Origin of the sequence: Rhizobium fabae (genome assembly GCF_003985135.1) — a bacterium.
In the GTDB taxonomy this organism is placed as follows: Bacteria; Pseudomonadota; Alphaproteobacteria; order Rhizobiales; family Rhizobiaceae; genus Rhizobium; species Rhizobium pisi.
The window spans coordinates 460,222-481,107 of record NZ_ML133647.1 but is presented as its reverse complement, the minus strand read 5'-3'; the positions used below and the strand labels follow the sequence as shown (position 1 = coordinate 481,107).

Annotated in this window: 18 protein-coding genes; 12 read left to right on the top strand and 6 right to left on the bottom strand. The window is 61.3% G+C overall.

Annotated elements, in window-relative coordinates:
• Positions 1-83: 83 nt before the first annotated feature.
• The 4 genes from EFB14_RS08180 to EFB14_RS08165 all read right to left on the bottom strand — a co-directional run bounded on the left by EFB14_RS08180 (position 84) and on the right by EFB14_RS08165 (position 4,276).
• A complete protein-coding gene (locus EFB14_RS08180; protein ID WP_126824388.1) occupies positions 84-1,115 on the bottom strand; it encodes an aldo/keto reductase in 1,032 nt (343 codons plus the stop codon).
• A 226-nt stretch (positions 1,116-1,341) separates the two neighbouring features.
• Positions 1,342-2,607, bottom strand: a complete 1,266-nt coding sequence (locus EFB14_RS08175) for a flavin monoamine oxidase family protein (RefSeq protein WP_126824386.1) — start codon at positions 2,605-2,607, stop codon at positions 1,342-1,344.
• 39 nt (positions 2,608-2,646) lie between these two features.
• Complete coding sequence (locus tag EFB14_RS08170; protein ID WP_126824383.1) at positions 2,647-3,618, bottom strand: glycosyltransferase family 92 protein; 972 nt, start codon at positions 3,616-3,618, stop codon at positions 2,647-2,649.
• 145 nt (positions 3,619-3,763) lie between these two features.
• A complete protein-coding gene (locus EFB14_RS08165; protein ID WP_126824379.1) occupies positions 3,764-4,276 on the bottom strand; it encodes a MarR family winged helix-turn-helix transcriptional regulator in 513 nt (170 codons plus the stop codon).
• Here EFB14_RS08165 and EFB14_RS08160 point away from each other — a divergent pair, their 5' ends adjacent.
• From EFB14_RS08160 to EFB14_RS08115, 10 genes are all read left to right on the top strand, one after another.
• The gene (locus tag EFB14_RS08160; RefSeq protein WP_126824377.1) at positions 4,277-5,167 is read left to right on the top strand and encodes a haloalkane dehalogenase; all 891 of its coding nucleotides are present in this window, start codon (positions 4,277-4,279) and stop codon (positions 5,165-5,167) included.
• Positions 5,168-5,252: 85 nt separating this feature from the next.
• Entirely contained in the window at positions 5,253-5,852 is a 600-nt protein-coding gene (locus EFB14_RS08155; protein ID WP_126824374.1) for a class I SAM-dependent methyltransferase, read from the top strand.
• Positions 5,849-6,451, top strand: coding sequence for a DedA family protein (locus EFB14_RS08150; protein ID WP_126824371.1), 603 nt, complete (start codon positions 5,849-5,851; stop codon positions 6,449-6,451). The genes EFB14_RS08155 and EFB14_RS08150 overlap by 4 nt, the downstream gene beginning before the upstream one ends.
• Before the next feature lie 61 nt (positions 6,452-6,512).
• Entirely contained in the window at positions 6,513-7,187 is a 675-nt protein-coding gene (locus EFB14_RS08145) for a response regulator transcription factor (protein ID WP_126824368.1), read from the top strand.
• The gene (locus EFB14_RS08140; RefSeq protein WP_126824364.1) at positions 7,184-8,572 is read left to right on the top strand and encodes a sensor histidine kinase; all 1,389 of its coding nucleotides are present in this window, start codon (positions 7,184-7,186) and stop codon (positions 8,570-8,572) included. The genes EFB14_RS08145 and EFB14_RS08140 overlap by 4 nt, the downstream gene beginning before the upstream one ends.
• A gap of 27 nt (positions 8,573-8,599) precedes the next feature.
• Entirely contained in the window at positions 8,600-9,577 is a 978-nt protein-coding gene (locus EFB14_RS08135) for a 3'-5' exonuclease (RefSeq protein WP_126824361.1), read from the top strand.
• Between the two features lie 154 nt (positions 9,578-9,731).
• Positions 9,732-9,878: a DUF1127 domain-containing protein gene (locus EFB14_RS08130; RefSeq protein ID WP_125845548.1), complete on the top strand. Its 147-nt coding sequence runs from the start codon at positions 9,732-9,734 to the stop codon at positions 9,876-9,878.
• A 623-nt stretch (positions 9,879-10,501) separates the two neighbouring features.
• Positions 10,502-11,338 carry a 5-dehydro-4-deoxy-D-glucuronate isomerase gene (gene kduI, locus EFB14_RS08125; RefSeq protein ID WP_126824358.1) on the top strand — a complete coding sequence of 279 codons (837 nt, stop codon included), beginning with the start codon at positions 10,502-10,504 and terminating at the stop codon, positions 11,336-11,338.
• A complete protein-coding gene (kduD, locus tag EFB14_RS08120; RefSeq protein WP_281015388.1) occupies positions 11,335-12,099 on the top strand; it encodes a 2-dehydro-3-deoxy-D-gluconate 5-dehydrogenase KduD in 765 nt (254 codons plus the stop codon). The genes kduI and kduD overlap by 4 nt, the downstream gene beginning before the upstream one ends.
• 127 nt (positions 12,100-12,226) lie before the next feature.
• Entirely contained in the window at positions 12,227-12,973 is a 747-nt protein-coding gene (locus EFB14_RS08115) for a FadR/GntR family transcriptional regulator (RefSeq protein WP_126824355.1), read from the top strand.
• A 12-nt stretch (positions 12,974-12,985) separates the two neighbouring features.
• On the opposite strand, the gene EFB14_RS08110 is transcribed toward EFB14_RS08115, so the two are convergent.
• Positions 12,986-16,264, bottom strand: a complete 3,279-nt coding sequence (locus EFB14_RS08110; RefSeq protein ID WP_126824352.1) for a GH36-type glycosyl hydrolase domain-containing protein — start codon at positions 16,262-16,264, stop codon at positions 12,986-12,988.
• Between the two features lie 459 nt (positions 16,265-16,723).
• Here EFB14_RS08110 and EFB14_RS08105 point away from each other — a divergent pair, with 459 nt between their 5' ends.
• Positions 16,724-17,134, top strand: a complete 411-nt coding sequence (locus EFB14_RS08105) for a hypothetical protein (RefSeq protein ID WP_125845607.1) — start codon at positions 16,724-16,726, stop codon at positions 17,132-17,134.
• A gap of 197 nt (positions 17,135-17,331) precedes the next feature.
• Here EFB14_RS08105 and EFB14_RS08100 read toward each other — a convergent pair whose 3' ends face one another.
• The gene (locus EFB14_RS08100; RefSeq protein ID WP_126824348.1) at positions 17,332-18,873 is read right to left on the bottom strand and encodes a DHA2 family efflux MFS transporter permease subunit; all 1,542 of its coding nucleotides are present in this window, start codon (positions 18,871-18,873) and stop codon (positions 17,332-17,334) included.
• 315 nt (positions 18,874-19,188) lie between these two features.
• Here EFB14_RS08100 and EFB14_RS08095 point away from each other — a divergent pair, with 315 nt between their 5' ends.
• On the top strand, positions 19,189-20,880 hold the full coding sequence (locus tag EFB14_RS08095; protein WP_126824345.1) for an ABC transporter substrate-binding protein: 1,692 nt from the start codon (positions 19,189-19,191) through the stop codon (positions 20,878-20,880).
• Positions 20,881-20,886: the final 6 nt, after the last annotated feature.

The window sequence follows — 20,886 nt, the reverse complement described above, 5'->3', positions numbered from 1 at the left end:
CGCCAAGCCGCCATGGAAACATGGCGGCTTTTTCGTGGGCGTTACAGACCGGGAGACAGGACTCGTCCGGTTATAGAGGAAGCTCAGCGGCCGCCCTCGATCTTGCGGTGGCGCTGGTTGATGCCGCCCTTGCCGTAGGGGTAGTCGAACGGCTGGGGGGCGCTCACATCGTTGAGTCTCGCCATGTCACTATCGGAGAGCTTGACCTTCATGGCGCCGAGATTGTCGGCAAGTTGCTCCGGCGTGCGGGCGCCGAGGATGACCGACGTGATCGCCGGCTGCGCCGCCGTCCAGGCGAGCGCCACCTGGGCCATGCTGATGCCATGCGCCTTGGCAATCTCCTCGACAACAGCGATGATCGCCCAGGTTCGCTCCATCGCATTGCGCGGCGCATAGGATTCACCGCCGCGATTGGGGTTTTCGCCGAGGCGGGTGGCGCCGGTCGGCATCTCGTCGCGCTTATATTTGCCGGTCAGCCAGCCGCCGCCGAGCGGCGACCACGGCAACAGGCCCATGCCGGCATCCTGGCAGGCCGCGACGATTTCGAGCTCGATGTCGCGCACCAGCAGGTTATATTGCGGCTGCAGCGTCACCGGGCGCGTATAGCCGCGCGCCTTGGCGATCTCCGAAGCCTTGGCGATATGCCAGCCGACATAGTTGGAGAAGCCGTAATAGCCGATCTTGCCTGACGAAACCGCGTCGTCGAGAAAGCGCAGTGTTTCCTCGATCGGCGTCAGCGCGTCCCAGGCATGCATCTGGTAGAGGTCGATCTGCTCGAGGCCGAGGCGGCGCAGCGAATCGTCGAGAGCCTGGCCGAGATGGCGGCGCGACAGGCCGATATCGTTCGGGCCGTCGCCCATCGGAAACCGTCCCTTGGTGGCGACGATCGCTTGGCGGGCCTCGGTCGGCCGCGCCTTCAGCCAGCGTCCGATGATCTCTTCCGACTTGCCGGCGCTGTAGACATCGGCGGTATCGATGAAATTGCCGCCCCAGGCGAAATAATCGTCGAGCAGCTTGTGAGATGCTGCCTCGTCGGCTTCCGCGCCGAAAGTCATGGTGCCGAGGCAATAAGCGGTGACGACGGCCCCGCTGGGACCGAGCTTGCGATAGTCCATTTCTTCCTCCTGATGCGGATGCCCGCAGCCGGCGGCAAAACCGTCGGGGTAGAAGCCGGGGCTCCTGCAATCGATGACAATATCGTGCTTGAGGCGGTCGCTTGCCGCCGGATGACGTTCAGCGCTCTGCGCTCTCAGCGCAGGGGCCGAGAGGGAAGATAACCAATCCGGCCCGCGCGACAAGTGAGAAAAAAATATTCCCACCTGCCGACGCACCCGGCGATGGTTACCGGCCTTGCGAAAACGAGCCGGCGATCAGCTCGGCTGCGGCGACACCGGTCTCGTAGGCGCCGTGCGCCGTCGAATAACGCGAGCGCGAACAGGCTTCGCCGGCAAAGAAGATCCGCCCGTCATGCGGCGCGGCGAGACGGGCGCGCAGATCGGAGGCGCCGGGTTCGGCGTAGGAATAAGAGCCGCCGATATGGGGCATCGCGGCCCAGGCCGATATCGCTGCCACAGACAGTTGCTTGCGAATGTCAGCGCCGAAATGCGCCGCCAGTTCATCAGCGGCGAAGGAAAAGGCGATCTCTTTTCCCTCACGCTCGAGATCATGTGCCAGGTCGCCGGCAAAATAAGCCTCGACGACGGGGGCGCCGAACGGGCGGAGCTGATAGGTGCCGGTCGCACCGCGGCTGGTGGAGCCGAGCATATGCGTATCCGCGGGCAGCGCCTCCGGATGCGCGAGGCTCAGGAAGAGCTTGTCCGCGAGCCCGAGCGGCAGACGGGCTGCCGCCTCGGTCTTCTCGGGTAGGGGAGGGTCGAAGGCGATCCGGCCGGCGGCAAGCACGTTCGTTGAAACGGTGATGAGCACCGCGCGAGCGCTGAGCATCCCCTGGTTCGTCTCGATGCCGACGCGGCCGGCGTGGTGATGGTCGATGCGCCGGACTTCGGCGCCGAGCCTTGCCGGAACCGGCTTGCCATACAGGGAGACCAAGGTCCCGTAGCCCTCGCGCACCCGCCAATCGGGACCGGGACCCGGATCATATCTCTTGTAGTCGACGACCGAAGAGCGCTCCAGTTCGGCGCCGGTGATATAGGTGCCGATCGCCCGGATCTGGCCGTTCGAGGGATTACCGGGCTCTAGCATCCCGGCCATGTCGGTATCCCTACCCTCATGGTTTTCGAGCCGTTCGAAATAGGCGCCGATCGCCTCCTGCGCGGCACGGACGTCCGCCTCATCCCGCTGAAGCTGACGCCCACCGTTCCACGGCGCGGGCGTACGGTCGACCGTCAGCCCGACGTCTCCTGCGATCGCCGTCCACGCATTGGTCCGCGCGCCGTGCAGCCAGCCGCAGCCGAGATCGAGCCCGACACCATCAGCCTCCAGCCCGACCGTCCAGGCCCTGCCGCCGAGCCGGTCGCCGGCTTCGAGCAGGAGGATGGAAAGATCCGGTCGGAGTGCCTGCAGGCGGCGGGCAGCGGCAATGCCGGCGGCACCGGCGCCGATGATGACGACGTCCTTATCGGCGACCTTGCTGGTATCACCTGGCATGCATTCTCCTTCGGCCGCCCGTTCGCTTGGCTCGAGATGCTACGCTGAAGCCTTCTCCTTCCGCCAGGCGGAAAGCCTGTCCTTCAAATCCGGAAGGAATCTTTGAATGGTATCGTCCGGCCGGCTGAATTCCTCGATCTGCCGGAACAGTGCCCAGCGTTGTTCGGCATCGGCCGGGAGCTGCGGTCCGCGCGCATTGGATCCGTTGACCTTCGCGGAAAACTCCTCACGCGAGCGCGTATAATAATGATTGAATCGCAGGGTGTCGGCCTTGAGCTTCAGGGGATCTTCCCTGGGGAAACGCGGCAGCGGCTCGCCATCCTCATTCACGCCAATCTTGTTCGTGCCTTTGAGGTTGAACCAGTGGACGCTCTCGATCGATCTGATGTGAGCCGGCTGAACGATCGACTTGACGTTCAGAAGCTTCGGATGTTGGCGCTGGAGCTCCATGGGAACCGCCTGCCGGTAATTCTCCGCGACCAGACCCTCGGGCCTGACGGCGTGGCCGTTCGTTCCAAAATTGATACCGGTCACACAGATCGCCTGTTCCTGCTCTCGCGCCTGCAAAAGCTCCGTCAAGGAAGCGGCGTGCACCGGAAACATGAATTCATCAAGATCAAAGAAGGCCATCCATCGGCTGCCCGGCCCAAAATTACTGACGGCGTGGGCATAGGCCATATTCTGGGTATTCGCCCAAACGCTGAAGGGACGCCAAGGCACGACGGTCACGATACCGGCCTTCTCATAGGCGCTCAGTACCGAGAGGGACTGATCCGTCGATCCGTTGTCATAAATATAAAAATGCGAAATGCCGACCAGCAGATGAAACTGAATCCATTCATCGAGATAGGCGCCCTCGTTCTTGGCAATGGCAACACAGGACAAATAATGATCGGGCTGTGTTGTCGCTGTGAATTGCGGGACAACGATCGGCTCCTTTACGAGAATCTTCTCGTTACGGGCCTGGCGGCGTTTTTTAAGCACGGCTCTAAGCCCATGCCACATATGCATTTTTTTCTCCTGGCACAGGGCAGTTTCCGCAGGCGGATGCGGCCTGTAATCAAACAGCTAAGCTGCGTATCCCTGAAAGGCAAGAGGCGGGTGACCTGCAGTTCCGCAGCGATCATCGAGGCATGCCGACACGGCCTTCTGCCGGCTATTGCAGCTGTTCCAGCAGCCGCCTGAGCGCCGTGCGCAGATCGTCCATCTGCTGCTGGCCGGTCAATGCCGTCCAGCTTTCATCGACGCGCCGGCCGGCCGCCATCGCGACAGGCCGCACGCCCTGGCCCTTTTCGGTCAGAAACACCAGCCGGGCGCGTCGATCGTTCGGATCGGGCCGTCGTTCGACATAGCCAAGACGTTCGAGTTCCTCGACCGCCTGAGTCATCGTCTGTTTGCGGACACGGGCAAGCTTGGTGAGCTCGCTCACCTGGATTCCCTCGGGACGGGCGAAGGTGAAGACGTTGGCGTGCGGCGGGCGGATGTCGCCGTAGCCGGCTTCTTCGAGCGCCGCCTCGACAGCCTGCGTCCAATGCTGATGGACCAGACGCAACAATAGGCCAAGCGAAGACGACGACATGGAACCCCATACGATAATATAGACAGTCACCTGTCCATATGTTAAATAGACAGTTACCTGCCTATATAGGAAAAAACCGTGGAGTTCCATATGCCGACCATCAATATCCTCACCTCGTTCGTCGCTTACGAGGAACAGGGGGAGGGCGATCCAATCGTCTTCCTTCACGGCAATCCCACCTCATCGCATCTCTGGCGCAACATCATGCCTCGCGTCGGGCCGGGGCGCTGCCTGGCGCCCGATCTGATCGGCATGGGACGCTCCGGCAAGCCCGATATCGGTTACCGCTACGGCGACCACATCGCTTACATCGATGCGTGGTTCGATGCGCTCGACCTCGACAACGTCGTCCTTGTCGGCCACGACTGGGGCGGTGCGCTGGCATTCGACTGGGCCTCGCGCCATCCCGAGCGGGTGCGCGGCATCGCCTTCATGGAAACCATCCTGCGTCCGATGACGTGGGCGGACCTGCCGGGCGGCGGAAAGGCGCGTTACGAGCTGTTGCGGGGCGCCGGAACCGGCGAAGCCAAAGTCCTCGACGAAAATTTCTTCATCGAGCAGGCTCTGCGCGTGACCACGTTGAAAGGGCTCAGCGACGCCGACTGGGCGATTTACAGCGCACCCTATCCGGACCGCGACAGCAGGCGTCCTCTGCTGGAATGGCCGCGCGCCATGCCGATCAACGGCGAACCAGCCGACGTGGTTGCCAGGATAGAAGCCTATGACCATTGGCTTTCCTCCAGTCCCGAAATTCCCAAGCTGTTGTTGACCTTCGAAGGCCCCGCCGAAACGTTGCTCATCGGCAACGAGATGATTTCGTGGTGCCGCGACAACATCGCCGGCCTGGAGATCAAGGGATGCGGCCCGGCTCGTCACATCTCCCCCGAGGATCAGCCGGAGGCGATTGCCGCCGAAATCGAAAGCTGGATCGACCGGAACGGGCTGAGGACAACGCATGAGAGAGCGTCATTGCGTGCATGAGAATGCATGCCGGCGGCGATATGACAGACTGTTGCAATGTTGGGTTGGTTCATAGGCGGGATCAAAACGCCAAAGTGAAGGTCCCATGCCACGCTTCGATCGACGCCGCTTTCTTCTTGCCTGGCTTCGCGCGCCCCTGCGCATCGCCTCGATCACACCATCAAGCCCGCGCCTTGCGGGCTTGATGACCCAGGAAATTTCCGCCGCGACCGGGCCGGTTCTCGAACTCGGCCCTGGTACCGGTGTTTTCACCGCGGCCCTGCTTAAGCGGGGAATTGCCCAAAGCGACCTGACGCTTGTGGAATACGAACGGGATTTCGCCGCGCTGCTACAAGACCGCTTTCCCGGCACCAGGGTTCTGCAAGTCGACGTCCGGGAGATGTGGAAAACGGCGCTTTCTGGAAGCTTCTTCGGGAGTGTCGTCAGCGGGCTTCCGCTTCTTGCCATGCAGCCGGACGATGTACACGAGCTGCTTGAAGGCTGCTTTTCCAACCTCAAGCCGTACGGTGCCTTCTACCAATTCACCTACGGGCCGAAATGCCCGGTGCCTTCAGAAATCCTCGACTCTCTCGACCTTGTCTCCAAAAGGATCGGCTGGACGTTGCGCAATATCCCGCCCGCTGCGGTCTATCGCATCAGCCGAAGACACCAGCCAATGGCATTGATCGAACAGCGCCGTGCATGATGGCTGATACGATCTACACACCGCTGCTCTACGGCGGATTTCTCTCCATCGTCGCCCTGGCGCTTGCCGAAAAGCTCGTACCCGTCATACCGTCCTATGCGCTTCTGGTCTTTCTCGGCATGACCCATGCATCCGATACGAAAGGCTTCATCTCGACGGTTGCCGCCTCGGCTCTGGGATCAATGCTTGGAACACTCGTCTGGTACGGGGTTGGCCGGCTGGCGGGCAGGAACCTGATCGAAGTTTGGATCGACAAGGGCGGCCGTTACGTCTTTCTGCCGTTGGCGCGATATCGAGCGCTGGCGGAACTCTATGAAAGGCATACGTTCTGGATCACGCTCACCGCACAGACGATCCCGACCGTCCGCATCTTCCTGGCGATGCCGGCCGGCATGCTCGGATTGAACTTGCGGCTGTTCATCCCCGCCAGCATGCTCGGCATCGTCATATGGAACACATCGCTGATCGGGATTGGCGCCATGGTCGGCAACTCTCGTTACGATCCCCTCTATTCCGGGTTGCTTGTCGTCGCCGCGATCCTTTGCTTCGAGGCCGCAATATGGCATTCCATGCGATACAGGCGCCGCAGGCCTGCCTGAGGATGATATGGTTTCCATCTATGGGCAGACGGTCCCAATAGGCCCCCGATAGGAATGTGTGATGCGCATATTACTGATCGAGGATGAACCTCAAATGGCCGCAGCACTCCGGGGCGCGCTGACCAGGCACGACATGGTGATGGACCATGTCTCGACCTTATACGACGCCGAGATGGTGATCGGCGATAGCACCTACGACGCCGTGCTCCTCGACCGGCAACTCCCTGACGGCGACGGCCTGGAACTTGTTGCCAAGATCCGAAAAAAGGGGATTACCCTTCCCATCATCGTCATCACAGCCAAGGGGGAGGTTCCGGACAAGATCACCGGCCTCGAGACAGGCGCCGACGATTACCTCGCCAAGCCCTTCGTCTTCGACGAGCTTCTGGCGCGGTTGCGCGCCGTCATGCGCCGCTCCGAAACGTTGCGCCCGGCGCTGATCTCGATCGGCCGGCTTTCCTTTGATCCGACCTATTGCGATGTCAGCGTCTCGGGCCAGCGTCTGGAGATGCCGCGCCGCGAGGCGTTGGTGCTCGAGTGCCTCGTACGCCGCGCCGGCCGCATGGTGCCGCGGCCGGCCTTGATGGAGGCGGTCTTCGGCCTCGATGACGAAATCCAGCCGAACGCGCTCGATTCCCACATATCGCGGCTGCGGCGCAAGCTGGCAGCGTCGCAGGCGGGCGTCGTCATCAACGTTATAAGGGGCGTGGGTTACCTCCTGCGGGAGGCATCGTGACCAAACGATACCCCTATTCGCTGCGCAAGCGCCTGTTCTGGCGGCTTCTCGCCGTACAGTCGGTCGTGCTCATCCTGGTGGTGATCGTGCTGATCTCTGTCGGGCAGATGTTCGATTACAGGTCGACGGAGGGCACGATCGAGATCCTGCGCCGGGCCGTGTTCCGCCAGCCCACAGGAGAATTGAGCCTGCGGGAGACCGAGGATCTCAGACAGCTCCGGAAAGATGCGCCCGATCTCTGGTACACCATTCGAGACACCCAGGGACATGTTTTGACCGACGGCCGGATTCCGGACGAATATGCCAGCATCGGCAGTGCGCTCGATCATGTCGGCCAAGCGAGGTTAGGCTGGAATCTTGGCGACCAGGACCGTCCAGCCGCCGCCCGGATGAAGTGGATTGCCATGGACTGGGGGCAGGCGCAGTTCTTGACCGGGACCGACGGCCCCAATTCGATCACGTTCATCCTGTTCGGCGTCTCGCTGACCCTTGCGAAATTCGTCGTTCCCATCGTCGCCGTGATGGCGTTGGGCGCTCTGATCGCAACGCCGATGGTCGTGCAAAGGTCGCTGGTCGGGATCAACCAGGCGGCACTCCAGGCCGATACGATCGATGTCGATCAGCGCGGCGGCCGGCTGTCTGCAAACGATATCCCCGAGGAGGTCGCGCCGCTGATGCGTGCCGTCAACCGCGCGCTCGGCCGGCTCGACGAGGGCTACGAGCGGCAGGAACGGTTTCTGACCGACGCGGCCCACGAGTTGCGCACGCCGATCGCCATTCTGAACACCAGAATAGGCTCCCTGCCGCACAGCGCGGTGAAGACCGATCTTTTGGAAGACGCCGCCAGGCTTGCCGTTCTGACCGAGCAGATGCTCGATCTTCAGCGCCTCAAACAGGGCAAGGTGCAATTCACCAACATCAATCTCGGCCAGCTCGCAAGGAAGGTCATCATCGAGATGGCGCCGCTGGCCTTTGCCGCCGGCTATACGGTGCAGTTCGAGGTCGACGGCGCCGGAGAGATCGAGGGTGATCCGCTGGCACTTCAGCGCGCCCTGATGAACATCCTGCAGAACGCCATCAACCATGGCGGCCGGAAAGGCATCATCTCCCTGACATCGGGCTGCAACTGGATCGAGGTCAGCGACGAGGGTCCTGGCATTCCCGCCGATTTGCAGGAGCGCATTTTCGAACCCTTCTTCAAGCGCCACCACGACGGGCGCGGCGCCGGCCTCGGCCTCAATCTGGTTCGCGACATCATGCGCCTGCACCGCGGCGAGGTGACCTTCGACAATTGTAGTCCTGGCGCCATCTGCCGGCTCAGCTTCCCCTCGGGCGGGACCGCGGACGACAAGACTGTGTCCCATCTTGCGCGAGCGATGGATTAAACCAGCTCTCCGTGACATACAGATTCCATGAGCGTGCACAGAGATTCGCAACTCGACATGTTTGCCAAGGCATCGCCCGCGGTGGTCAAGGTGCGCGGCCCATCGCGCCGGCCTCCGTCACAACCGACCGCCCGCTCCGATGAAGACATGGCGCGGACGCTCGAAGAGAGCGGCAATTATCGTATTCTCAGAAAACTCGTTGCCCGCCCGATTGCGACAGTCAGACGGCCTGGATTTCCGCAGCTCGGCGTCATTCTCGATACGGAGACGACAGGCCTTAGCCATCGCAGCGACGAGATCATCGAAATCGGCGCGGTCGCGTTCACGTTCAGTGATGACGGCGCAATCGGGGATATCGTCGGCATCTATGGCGGCCTGCAGCAGCCGTCCCGGCCGATCCCGCCCGAGATTACCCGGCTGACAGGCATTACCGACGCCATGGTCGAAGGGCAGGTCATCGATATTCAGATGCTCAACGCCCTGATCGAACCGGCGGATCTGATCGTCGCCCACAATGCCGGTTTCGACCGGCCGTTCTGCGAGGCCTTCTCCAGGATCTTCGCCGGCAAGGCCTGGGCGTGCTCGGTTTCGGAGGTCGACTGGAGCGCCCGCGGCTTCGAGGGCACCAAGCTCGGCTATCTCGTCGGCCAGGCCGGCTATTTTCACGAGGGTCATCGCGCCGTGGATGATTGCCATGCGCTGCTCGAAATTCTCGATCGGGAACAGGGTGGCGGCGAAAGCCCGTTCGCGGAGCTTTACCGCGCCAGCCAGCGCTCCCGCATCCGCATCTTTGCGGAACACAGCCCGTTCGAGATGAAAGACCATCTGAAGGCGAGGGGCTATCGTTGGTCTGATGGAAGCGACGGCCGTCTGAAATCCTGGTGGATCGAGATCGACGAAGAAAGCCTCGACGACGAGCTCTCCTATCTGCGCGCGGAAATCTACCGCTGGGAGGCCGAGCCGCCGATCCTGCGGCTGACTGCCTTCGATCGCTTCAGGATCTAACCCTCTGCGGCAACCCATGCAGAGGCCGCATAGGTGCAGTGATGCATTGGCGCTGCAACAATCAGCGGTCCCATATTATATACAGCTCATCGAAGCGAACGAAGCGCCAAGGACTGGCAGCTAAGCTTCGAAAGCCCACGGAAAGGGGATCATCATGAACGTAGCACGCTCTTTCAACAACTGGCGCAAGTACCGTCAGACGGTCGCTGAACTGGGCCGTATGTCCTCGCGCGAACTGGACGATCTCGGCATCGGCCGCGATGAAATCCGCACCATCGCCCGCGCAGCCATCGCCCGCTAACGGCCACTAAGACCAGACATCTTCGAGACTTGGCCAGCGCCTGCTTCCTCCCGAGCGGGCGCTTTGCTTTTGTACTCCCGGCCAATGGATCTGCGTGACGGAGCCGCCCGCTTTTCGCATAACGCATAGCTGCCCTGCAAAGAAATGCCTATCCACTGAGCAGGAAATAAGTATGATTATTTCCATTGAAGCGATGCACCTCCTCCCGCATCCCTTCGATGTACAGGCGCTCCATCCTCCTCCCAGGATCGCCTGTCGGAACGACAGCACTCCTCCTCCCAGCTGTCGTTCGATTTTTTCGAAAGCCTGCCGCACCTCCTCCCGCGGCAGGCTTTTTTCGTTTTGGCCGACGGAATGCCCGGCGCACGCCGGGAGCGGCCGCTTGTGATCACCGCCTGGTCGTGAGCAGCTCCGGCAATTTCTCCCGATTATTCTCAAATTTGCCTCCATGCTTTTACGAGCCTCGCGTCTCCTCAAGGGAGCACGGGACAAATCTGTTGACACCAAACTTGTCGTACAACTATGTAACCAGACGGATACCACCGCAGCGGAAGGCGAGAGGCAAGACCGGCTTCCGCGATAGCGATATGGCCGACGACAACGAAGCTGAAGGAAAAATTGACATGCAGATCGACGTGAGGCACGCCTCCCATCCCGAGGCCGTGCGTGATTTCGACACGGAGACGCTGCGGCGTCACTTTCTGGTGGAAACCATCTTCGAAGGCGGCGAGATCCGGCTCACCTATTCGCATTACGACCGCATGGTCATCGGCGGCGCGACGCCGCTCGGCACCGGGCTGACGCTCACGGCGCCGACGGCGATCGGGCAGGAAACCTTCCTTGCCGAACGTGAACTTGGCGCGCTGAACACCGGCGGCGCCGGCCGCATCATCGTCGACGGCATGAGCTACGATCTTGCCAAATATGATTGCCTCTATGTCGGCAAGGGTGCGCGGGACATCCGCTTCGAAAGCAACGACGCTGCCGATCCCGCAAAGTTCTATCTCGTCTCGACTCCAGCGCATGCCACGCACCCGACCGTGCTGCTCACCCGCGACAAGGCAAGGCATCTGAGCCCCGGCGACCCGGCGACCTCCAACAAGCGCTCGATCTTCCAGTATATTCATCCTGAGATCTGCCAGTCCTGCCAGCTCACCATGGGCCTCACCATGCTGGAGACCGGCAGTGTCTGGAACACCATGCCGGCCCACACGCATGACCGGCGCATGGAAGCCTATCTCTATTTCGATCTCGAGGCTGACCAGCGCGTCTTCCACTTCATGGGCGAACCGCAGCAGACCCGCCATATGGTCGTGGCCAGCGAGCAGGCGGTCATCTCGCCGCCCTGGTCGATCCATTCGGGCGCCGGCACCCGCAACTACAGCTTCATCTGGGCGATGGCCGGCGACAACAAGAGCTTTACCGATATGGACCATATCGCTGTTGCGGATCTGAGGTGAGCACCGTGGCAAATCCCTTCGACCTTTCCGGCCGGACGGCTGTGGTCACCGGCGCCAATACCGGTATCGGTCAGGCCATCGCTGCCGCATTGGCCGGCGCCGGCGCGTCCATCGTCGCCGTCGGGCGCTCGTCGATGGACGAGACCGAGGCACTTGTGAAGGAGGCGGGAAGCCGCTTCCATGTCATCAAGGCCGATCTTTCCACCATCGAACCGGTCAGGGGGATCGTCGACGAGACGATCCGCACCTTCGGTGGCCTCGACATTCTCGTCAACAACGCCGGCATCATCCGCCGCGCCGACGCGCTCGACTTCACCGAAGAAGACTGGGACGCGGTGATCGACGTCAACCTGAAGACCGCCTTCTTCCTCTCGCAGGCAGCCGGCCGCCACATGGTGGAGAAGGGCAGGGGCAAGATCATCAACATCGCCTCGCTTCTCTCGTTCCAGGGCGGCATCCGCATCCCGTCCTACACCGCTTCGAAAAGCGGGCTTGCCGGACTGACCAAGCTGCTTGCCTGCGAATGGGCCGGCAAGGGGGTCAACGTCAACGCCATTGCGCCAGGTTATTTCGTCACCAACAACACTACGGCGCTGCGCGAGGATCCTGACCGGAATGCAGCCATCCTTGCCCGTATTCCGGCCGGGCGCTGGGGGACGCCTGATGAACTCGGAGGCGCTGCGGTATTCCTGGCATCATCGGCATCCGACTACGTGCATGGAACGGTACTGCCCGTCGACGGCGGCTGGCTGGCGCGGTGATCCGGCTGCCCGACTGACCAGGCACGAAGTTGCCGCAGCTCACACCGTTTTGCCTTTCCCGCCGGCATGCGCTAGCACAGGATAACGGCCGGCGCAGCCGCATCGACACGCAGGACTTCGACACGGGATGACGGACAAGGACAACGCGGTCTTCAACACCACTCGCCAGCCACCGAACCTGCGCAGCGGCCTTGCGGATACGTTGACGGCCCAGATCGAGTCCGGCGACCTGAAGCCCGGCCAGCGCCTGCCGACCGAACAGGCAATCATGGCGGCAACCGGCGTCAGCCGGACGATCGTGCGTGAGGCGCTCGCCACGCTGCGCGCGAAGGGGCTGATCACCACCCACCAGGGCCTCGGGGCTTTCGTCTCGAACGATCCGACGCCAAGATCCTTCTCCATCATTCCGAACGACCTGCAGTCGATCGACGAGGTTCTGCGCGTGCTGGAGTTGCGCATGGGGATCGAATACGAAGCCGCCGGCCTTGCGGCGCTGCGGCGCACGGGGGAAGACATAGACCGAATGCAGGATCGCCTCGACGCCCTCGACAAGGCGCTCGAGGAAGGCGGATATGGCGCGCAGGAGGATTACGCGTTCCACCGGTCCATCCTGGTCGCGACGCAGAATTCCTACTACAGCCGCCTCTTCGATACGTTCGGCAATATCATGGTGCCGCGGCAATGGGCGCGCCTGGACAAGATGACCTCAGCCGAGCGCAAGCGTCATGCCGCGCGCATGCGCAGGGAACACCACGCCATATTCGCGGCAATCCGCGACGGCAACGAGTCCGCCGCACGCCGCGCCATCCGAACCCACCTGTCGAAAAGCACCGCGCGTTTCGAAGAGCTGCGCGACGCCAGCGCCTCGTCTTGAACCCCTTCTCTTCTACGGCTTCATCATCCGCCGCCAAGCGGCGTGATCCGTTTGCAGATCGACGGAAGCATGAGCCGCGGGAAGAAGCGGTTTGTGCTTGCGCCGTCCGAAGCGCCGTTTGAAGCCCAGGATATTTTCGACGACGCTTCGGGTATAGAGCCCCGGGCCGCTCGAATAGATGCGCCATCCGCCGTCGACGGCGATCTTTCCCGCCTTGACCCGCTCCCATTCGGCCGCTGCCTGATACCGGTCGTGGACAGCCGCATCGCTGCTGCTGAAATAGGTGTTGCGCTGGCGCAGCGATGCGTGCGGCAGCGCTGATGTGACGGCGATCGGGTTGACGACGGCAATTGCCTTCCAGAGCTCCTCCGCCTCGGCTTCCAGGGCAAGCGTCTCGCAATAGCGCAGATGCGCATGCACATACATCAGCCCGATCTCGCGGCCGAAGAAGGAGGAGGATTCAGCCCTGCGAAACAGCGTCTCAGGCCCGCCGGCATAGGTCGCGGGCTTCTCCATCAGCCGCACGCCGTCGGGAAAGAGCAGATGCTCTTCGATCAGCTTCATATGATCGTGCCTCTGAACCGGCGTGAAGAGGCCACCGAGTATCGCTTGCGTCATTGAGATCAGCGAGAAATGCAAGCCAGTGCGCTTGTCGCTCGGATGCAGCAGCAATTCGACGCCGTCATGTTCGGGATCGAAGATGCCGTAGCCGGCAACGATGCCGTCACGGATGAGATGACGGTTGAAATCCCGACGCATCGCCGTGGCGATCTTCCTGAGCGCCTTGCCCTTTTCATCGTGCCCGAGGCGGCGCATGATCGCGGAATACCGGACGACCTGCTCATAGAGCAGGGCAACGGTCCAGCTGCTAACCATCCAGTCGCGCAGATGCGGATCGGCCGGCTGCAGGGAATCGTTCCAGTCTCCCTCGCCATAGCGGATCAGATGCGTTCCCGGAATGAACTGCCCGCGCACGGTATCGAGCAGCTTCTCGACATGGATCGCGATGGTATCGGCCTCCGGCGCCTTCTGCATGGTCTTTTCATCGCGCCACGAGACCTTTTCGTCGAGGATGGCGAGATCGCCGGTGGCTTCGATATAGTCGCAAAGCGCCTTCAGCGGCCAGACGACGATATCGCCATGGCTTTCGCCTGCACGGATGTTGGAATAGGGCTCGAGCATGAACCATTGCGGCCAGTCGCCTTTTTCCAGGTACTGCTCGCTGAAAACGGTCTTCAGCACCTCCTTGGCCTCACCATCATGCTCATAGGCGAGCAGGAATTCGATCGGGCCCTGGCAGGCATCGCGTGTGCCCCAGGCAGCACCGGTATATTGCTCGAGGCCGTGCGGCACGCTCAGATGAACGATGGCGTCATGCGCGAGCCAGGGCAGAAGGGTCGCCTGTGCGGCAAGATCGGGCGACGCGCTGTCGATCGTCAAGCCGCGTATGGCGTTCCGCCAGAATTTTGATGCCGGGGTCAGCATGGCCTCATCGGTGACGCCTGCCTCATAACGCTCTGCCAGGCGCTCGGCTGCGGCCGCATCGGTCATCGAGCCGACGACCGCGAAGCAAAGCGTTTGCGTTGACCGGGATCGCAGCGCGACGAAAGCACCGTTGCGCGCAACCCCATCGCTATAGAGCAGTTCGTCGCCGCCGATTTCCTCGATGGCATCGGGGGTCGCACTCACCATCCAATAGCTGGCGTCGGGATATCGCTCGCCCCAGAGCCATGCGGGATCCGGCAGGAAGCGGATACGTTTGCCCGCCGTATCGAATTCGATCTGCCCACCCGCATCATATTCGCGCTCGCCGAGGACGACATGGCCGAACACCAGGAATCGACACGGACTGCCCTCGACGGAGACGGTCCATTGCATCGCCGCATCCTCACCGGAGACGGTCGCCGCAACGGTGATCGTGCGGTCGTCGGCACAACGATAGATCCAGCGGCAATCGCTCAGCCCCATTTCGAAAGCCGAGGGCACTGCCAGAAGCTGCCAGCCCGCGCCGACATCGGCCATGATACGCAGCCCGCTGGCGCGCGTCAGATTGTAGGGGTCACGGGATACGGAAAAGAGCTTGTGAAAGGAGGTATTGCCGATCGTCAGCTGCGCGGCGAAGATGCCCTGCATCCAGCAGGTCGCGGCAAGGGTGGAATCGTCGAGCAGCATGTTCTGGCCGCTGCGCACGATCGCGCCGTGCCGGCGGCTCACCAGGAGTTCCTTTTCGCGCAGGACGACATGGCGATTCAAAACGCCGTCCGGCACGAAAAACGAAAGAAGTTTTCCGCCAGCGCGCTCCTCCAGGCTCCGTTCCGGATAAAGCCGGGCAATCGCCTTTTTGTCGAATGGCTCGGCCTGCAGCAGGGCAGCATCCTGCAACAGGCTGCGAACCGGCGCTGCTTCCTCGATATCAGCGGCTGCACTTTCCGTGGCCGCAAGCCCATCGAGCCGTAAAAGGTCGGCATCGCTCGACGCCTCTGGATGATCGGCGGCAAACAGCGCAAAGAAGGTCGCGCTGGCACCGCTTGCCGGAACGGAGAATGATTTCGATTGAATGGCGGGACATGCCGTCTCCTGTTGCCGCCGTTCGCTGGGCAGGCTGACGCCAAAAGGACCGACCAGCAGGTCGCCGAGGCGGTCTTTCGCCTGCACCAGCTGGATCGCATCCGTGGCATAGGCGACCGCGCCCTCGAGGCAGCCCTGCACGAGCCAGGGATTGCGGGCGCCCGACTGCTTGAGATTTTGCCGGTTCATCAAAACAGGACCATATGTCTCGTGATCGGCGATGTGGTGATCGACATATTGCGAGGCATAGGCTTCGCTGTTCATAAGGAAGCCGCGGTCCCCGAGGCCGACATCCTGGACCAGCACCAGGTCCGCCGGCAGCGTCCCCTTCTTCAGATGCCGGATCGAGGCGCGCCAGAACCACGCCGTTTCGGAAGGATGAAGCTCAAGGCGGACGGTGTAGCCGATATCGTCTGTTTTGCCGCTCCAGGAGAAGCTCGTCGCATCCTGTCCGAAGCTGCCATTGGCGCGAGGCCCGACGATTTCGACCACGCGAGACGCAGCACCGCCGACACGGAGATAAAGGCGGCCAACCCCGCCGAAGAGCGGCGAGCCCTGGATCTGATTGATCTGCACCGATCCCTTGTCGTCGGCATATTCGATGGCAAACAGCGTGCCGTTCGGCAAGGCCGATATCGACAGGCCGGAGCCGTTGCTGATCGTGAACAGACCAAGCTCTTCGCGTCTCGGCATTTGCAAACTGCGCTTCGGGTCCGGGGACATCGGGGCTCTCGTCGATTGGCATCAGAAGGGAATCGAAGGATGACGCAAAATGATTGTAGGAAATCTTACCGGCGATCCGGCGATCGGCAATCTATCACAGGTGACGAACTCACATTAGAGCGAAACAAACACTGGTCTAAAGCGAGGCAGATAGGCAACGGGAGTTCCGTCTGCCACCCCCATCAAGCGCACGATAAACGTGTTTCAGCTGTCGCACATGCCCGTGTGAAACAGAGCGGTTCACTGCGTATACACCGCTGTGTTCTGCTTCGGTATTTGGAGCATGCCTCCAGGCAATCGCGCACTGGTCTGGCTCGTGTTGGCGAAGGTCGAGTGTAGCCGTACATCCCTTCGAACGGTGCAATACAAGCCGCTTCCATGGGCGTTTCCAACAAGACGCTTTTTGCTTGGCGAATTGGCGTGACTCTAGGTAAGACCCTCTCATTGAGAGAGGGCAACATGCGAAAATTATTATCGATTCTATTCAGCTCAGTTATTTTGGCAGGAACAGCGCACGCTCAAGCGAGAGTCCAGGCCACCCACAGCAACCGCTTGATCGAGAGCTATCGCGCCTATATTGGCGACGCTGATCTTTACAATTCAAATGGGGTTAGACTTACCCAACCGTGGCAGATCATCCGACAAGACCGGGCGAATTTCCATCAGTACCATGTGCGCGATTCTGACGATCAATCAGACTCATTCTTTGCCGATCCGGTAAATCGGCAAGCTCTGGAGCAGATGCTGCGGAACGGAACGATGACGCGAGAGGCCGCCAATATGATCGTACGTGGCAACGTGTGGATTGACGTTGATATCTACGGTGGCCAAGGGACCGGTCGATGGATCGACGTTTCTGTATCTGATTGATATTTCCCGTAGCCGGTAGCCGGGTCGACGCATGGCCATATTTTGCAGCAGCTTGCTGCAAAATATGGATCGTTGCCTCGTGCACCACGGATATCATTGTTAGAGCTGACCTGATCGCCTGCGTCTAATGACACAACTATCGTGAAATCAATTGGTTAGGTGATTTTGTTTAAGCCGGGCTCGTTACGTCAGGGGTCTCATGCCGGAGCCGGGCGCCTGGCGAAGGGCACTGAGAGCAGGGCGCAGCCGGTCAGGACCGCGACGACCATCCAGGCCTCATTGATGGCCTGAACGCTCGCCGCCGTCTGGACCAGGGGATCGAGCATCGCCGTCGTATCCGCATCGAAGCCGCCGCTATGTCCCGATATGGCCTGAACAGGCGCACCGACGAATGCCGCCGCCGCAGCGTCGCCGGCCTGGAGACGAGCCCAGAGGCCTTGCCCCAGCGGTTCCGAGCGGGTGTAGATGATGGTGTCGATGAGGGCGATGCCGATTGCACCGCCGAGATTGCGCATCAGGTTGAAAAGACCGCTGGCATCGGGAATGCGATCCGGCGGAAGCGTGCCGAGCGCCAGCCGCGTCGGCGGCAGCAGGCAGAACATGATGGCGACGCCGCGCACGATCTGCGGCCAGAACATCGCATCGTAATCAGTACTGGGATCCTGAAACGCGCTCATTCCGACGCCGATCGCAAAGAGGGTGAAACCGGCAGCCGACAGTAGCCGCGCATCCATGCGCTTCTCCAGCGCCACGGCGATCGGCGCCGTAATCAACTGCGCGATGCCGGTGACCAGCATCGTCATGCCGATTTCAAGGGCGTCGTGCCCTCTGATGAAAGCGAGAAAGACCGGCATGAGATAGACCGAACCGAAGAGGCCTATGCCGAGGACGAAGCTCAGAACCGAGCCGACGAGGAAATTGCGGTCGCCGAAATTGCCGAGATCGACGATCGGCCTGTCTCTGCGCAGCGTTCGCCAGACGAAAATGCTTCCCGATGCAAGGCACGCTGCCAACAGGCTCAGGACATAGGCCGAGATCCAGCCACTCGTCGGCGCCTCCTTCAGGCTAAGTTCCAGGGTCGTCAACGCGGTCGCCATCAGCAGGAGCGACGGGCCGTCGAGATGCCCGAGTTCGGACGGATCTGGCGCCTGCCGCGGCAGGAAGCGTGCCGCGACGATTGCCGAGACGATGCCGGGGATGACGTTGATCAGGAACAGCCAGTGCCAGGAATAGGTCTGCGTCAGCCATCCGCCGATGATCGGCCCGACGGTCGGCGCCAGCACCGCGAGAACGCCGGCAATCGTCGTGGCAAGCGCCTGCCGCTCGTTCGGGAAGAGGATGAACACGGCTGAAAATACCGAGGGGATCAGGGTTCCGCCGGAAAAGCCCTGAAGCACACGCCAGGCCACCAGCTCGCCGAAGCTGCCGCTCGCCGCACAGCCGGCGGAGGCTACGACAAACAGGCTGATGGCGACGACGAACAGCCATCGCATGGTCAAGAGCCGCGTCAGCAGGCCGGTCAGCGGGATCGCCACCACTTCGGCGATGAGATAGGCCGTCTGTATCCAGCTCATCTGATCCGGACCGATATCGAGAGCGGACTGGATGGTCGGCAGCGACGTCGCCACCACCTGGACGTCGAGGATCGCCATGAACATGCCGACGCACATGGCCATGAAGCCAAGCCAGACAATGGCGGGCGCTTTGTCAGGACGGGGAGGCTCCGGTCGTTCCAGCATGCGATGATCCCGCGAGCGCGGTATTCTCCGCCCCGATGCGAATATTCAAGGTCGATCGGCATGCCGGAGACACTGGGCAGACCGCGATCTCGTCGATGCCGACACCATAGTTCGGATGAGGACGGAAGCGATAGGGACCTGCCAACAGAAATCCGTAACCCCGGCCAAAACCATGCAGGTTGAATTCTGCCGAGAACCGTCCACCCAGGCGCTGCAGAAATTTGAGATCAGCAATTGACGGGTCGGCTGGAAACTGACTATCAATATTAAATCAATTTGATTGACTTCAAAAATAATAACGAGGGGAACGTCGAAATGAGATCGAGCAAGCGCGTATTCCGGGACATTTTCGTGCATGCAGGCTGGGCGACGGCAACGGCCCTGACGACGCTCGTCGCCTTCGGAGCGGGCAAAGCGGCCGCAGAGTCGGTGCTGACGATGCATATCGAGGAGCAGACCAGCTGGGTGCAGAACTTCAATCCATTCGACCTTGCCGGCCGCCGGCAAAGCACGATGGATTTCATCTACGAGCCACTCGTCATCTTCAATGCGGAGGATGGCGGCAAGCCGGTTTTTCGTCTGGCGACCGACTATAAATTCTCTGAGGACATGAAATCGGTCACCTACACGCTACGGTCAGGCGTGAAATGGTCTGACGGGCAGCCGCTGACATCGGCCGACGTGAAATACACGATCGATCTCATGCTGAAGAACCCGGCGCTTGACACCGTCGGCGTCGGCGAGACCGTTGCATCAGTCGAGACGCCGTCGGCAACCGAGGTCAAGATCAATCTCAAGGCCGTAAACTCCGATTTCCCGGAAACGCTTGCAGACCTCGCGGTCGTTCCCGAACATATCTGGAAGGATGTCTCCGATCCTGTTGCCTTCAAGAACGAGAAGCCTGTGGGGTCCGGTCCGATGACGGAGCTGCGCCGTTTCACGCCGCAGGTCTATGAGCAGTGCCGCAATCCGAACTATTGGGATGCAGCCTCGCTGCATGTCGATTGCCTCAGGCTGCCGCAGATCTCGGGCAACGACCAGATGCTTGCCATTCTCCCCGAAGGCAACATGGACTGGATCGGATCCTTCATCCCGCAGATCGACAAGACCTTCGTCGCGCTTGATGCCGATCATAACGGCTACTGGCAGCCGCCGGCCGAGACCGTCGCCTTCCAGATGAATTTCAAGAGCGGCAATGAAGGCAATCTCCAAGCCTATAAGGACCTGAACTTCCGCCATGCCTTCAGCCTCGCCATGGACCGCGCCTCCATGGTCGATATCGCAGGCTTCGGCTATCCCGTCGTCAACGAGCATGCGACCGGCCTGCCGCCGCGTTTCGAGACCTGGCGCAACAAAAGTGCGGAAGGCGACAAGGATGCCTTCATGGGTTTCGATACCGAGAAGGCCAGCAAGATTCTGGACGATGCCGGCTACAAGAAGGGCGCTGATGGCTTCCGCTCGACTCCGAGCGGCAAACCTATCGCCTTCCCGATCATCGTTCCGAACGGCTGGACGGACTGGATCGATGCGGTGCAGATCGCGGTTGAAGGCCTGCGCGCCGCCGGCATCAACGCTTCCGTCGCCACACCCGAATATGAGCAATGGCGCAAGCAGATCATCGACGGCAGCTTCGAGGTCGTCATGAATTCCCGCGCCGACGGAGCAACGCCTTTCCGTGGCTACTACCAGAGCCTTTCGACCGCCTATGGCGGGCGCATCACCGGCGCGCCGTCGCGCTATTCGAACCCGAAGCTCGACGCTCTTTTCGATCAATATCTGAAGGCGACGTCGGATGACGATCACAAGAAGATCTTCAACGACATCCAGATGCTGATCGCCGACGATTTCCCCGTCGTGCCCGTCTTCAACGGACCGACCTGGTACCAGTTCTCCAGCAAGCGCTTCATCGGTTGGGTTACCGACAAGGACCCCATCATGAATCCGGAGGATCATGACAACAACCGCATGCGCCTGATGCATCTGCTGCGCCTCAAACCGGTCAGCTGAGTCTGA

Bases quoted from the DNA above. Each gene is read 5' to 3' on its own strand.
- EFB14_RS08180 (WP_126824388.1), bottom strand. From the start codon at position 1,115: ATGGACTATCGCAAGCTCGGTCCCAGCGGGGCCGTCGTCACCGCTTAT.
- EFB14_RS08130 (WP_125845548.1), top strand. From the start codon at position 9,732: ATGAACGTAGCACGCTCTTTCAACAACTGGCGCAAGTACCGTCAGACG.
- EFB14_RS08165 (WP_126824379.1), bottom strand. From the start codon at position 4,276: ATGGAACTCCACGGTTTTTTCCTATATAGGCAGGTAACTGTCTATTTA.
- EFB14_RS08105 (WP_125845607.1), top strand. From the start codon at position 16,724: ATGCGAAAATTATTATCGATTCTATTCAGCTCAGTTATTTTGGCAGGA.
- EFB14_RS08175 (WP_126824386.1), bottom strand. From the start codon at position 2,607: ATGCCAGGTGATACCAGCAAGGTCGCCGATAAGGACGTCGTCATCATC.
- EFB14_RS08160 (WP_126824377.1), top strand. From the start codon at position 4,277: ATGCCGACCATCAATATCCTCACCTCGTTCGTCGCTTACGAGGAACAG.
- EFB14_RS08110 (WP_126824352.1), bottom strand. From the start codon at position 16,264: ATGTCCCCGGACCCGAAGCGCAGTTTGCAAATGCCGAGACGCGAAGAG.
- kduI (WP_126824358.1), top strand. From the start codon at position 10,502: ATGCAGATCGACGTGAGGCACGCCTCCCATCCCGAGGCCGTGCGTGAT.
- EFB14_RS08150 (WP_126824371.1), top strand. From the start codon at position 5,849: ATGATGGCTGATACGATCTACACACCGCTGCTCTACGGCGGATTTCTC.
- EFB14_RS08095 (WP_126824345.1), top strand. From the start codon at position 19,189: ATGAGATCGAGCAAGCGCGTATTCCGGGACATTTTCGTGCATGCAGGC.
- EFB14_RS08100 (WP_126824348.1), bottom strand. From the start codon at position 18,873: ATGCTGGAACGACCGGAGCCTCCCCGTCCTGACAAAGCGCCCGCCATT.
- EFB14_RS08145 (WP_126824368.1), top strand. From the start codon at position 6,513: ATGCGCATATTACTGATCGAGGATGAACCTCAAATGGCCGCAGCACTC.
- EFB14_RS08170 (WP_126824383.1), bottom strand. From the start codon at position 3,618: ATGCATATGTGGCATGGGCTTAGAGCCGTGCTTAAAAAACGCCGCCAG.
- EFB14_RS08115 (WP_126824355.1), top strand. From the start codon at position 12,227: ATGACGGACAAGGACAACGCGGTCTTCAACACCACTCGCCAGCCACCG.
- EFB14_RS08135 (WP_126824361.1), top strand. From the start codon at position 8,600: ATGAGCGTGCACAGAGATTCGCAACTCGACATGTTTGCCAAGGCATCG.
- EFB14_RS08155 (WP_126824374.1), top strand. From the start codon at position 5,253: ATGCCACGCTTCGATCGACGCCGCTTTCTTCTTGCCTGGCTTCGCGCG.